Raw genomic sequence first — 588 nt, 5'->3', positions numbered from 1 at the left:
GTGGAGACGGGCAAGGTGAAGCAGAGCTTCAGCCATGGCCGCTCCAACACCGTGGTCGTGGAGGTCAAGCGCCGCCGCGTGCTCGGCCGCCCGGGCGAAGAGCAGCAGCAGGGTGCTCCTGTCGCGGCACCGGAGGCCGCACCCGCGGCTGCGCCGGCACCCGCCCCGGCAGCGCCGCGTGCGCCCGCGCCGAACCCGGTTGCGACGAACGCCGGCCTGTCTCGCCACGAGATCCAGGCGAAGCTGCTGCGTGAGGCCGAAGAGGCCCGCATGACCGCGCTCGAAGAGGGCCGCCGTCGTGACGAGCGCCTGCGCCAGGAAGCGCAGGAGCAGGAGCAGCGTCGCGCCGAGGAAAGCCGTCGCGCGGCAGAAGCGCCGGCAGCGGCGCCTGCCGAGCCGGCCGCCCCGGCCGTGGAGCCGACGCCCGAGCCCAAGGTCGAAGCCGCGCCCGCACCCGCTCCGGCAGCGCCCGAGGTTTCCGAGCCGGTCGCCGTGGCACCTGCCGCTCCGACTCCCACCCCTGCGCCGACGCCCGCACCAGCCCCCGCGGCCGAAGCGCCGACGCCCGCTGCGCCCGCCGCTGCCGCG

The 588-nt window shown here is 77.0% G+C and carries 1 protein-coding gene; it reads left to right on the top strand.

Features of this window, described 5'->3' with window-relative positions; all coding sequences use genetic code 11:
* Positions 1-15: 15 nt before the first annotated feature.
* Positions 16-588 (top strand): translation initiation factor IF-2 associated domain-containing protein (locus CA234_RS24180; RefSeq protein ID WP_277600226.1); only part of this gene is annotated, 573 nt, incomplete at its 3' end.

This window comes from Sphingomonas sp. ABOLE, assembly GCF_003950455.1.
Lineage (GTDB): Bacteria > Pseudomonadota > Alphaproteobacteria > Sphingomonadales > Sphingomonadaceae > Sphingomonas > Sphingomonas trueperi.
This window is presented reverse-complemented; position numbering and strand designations above follow the sequence as displayed.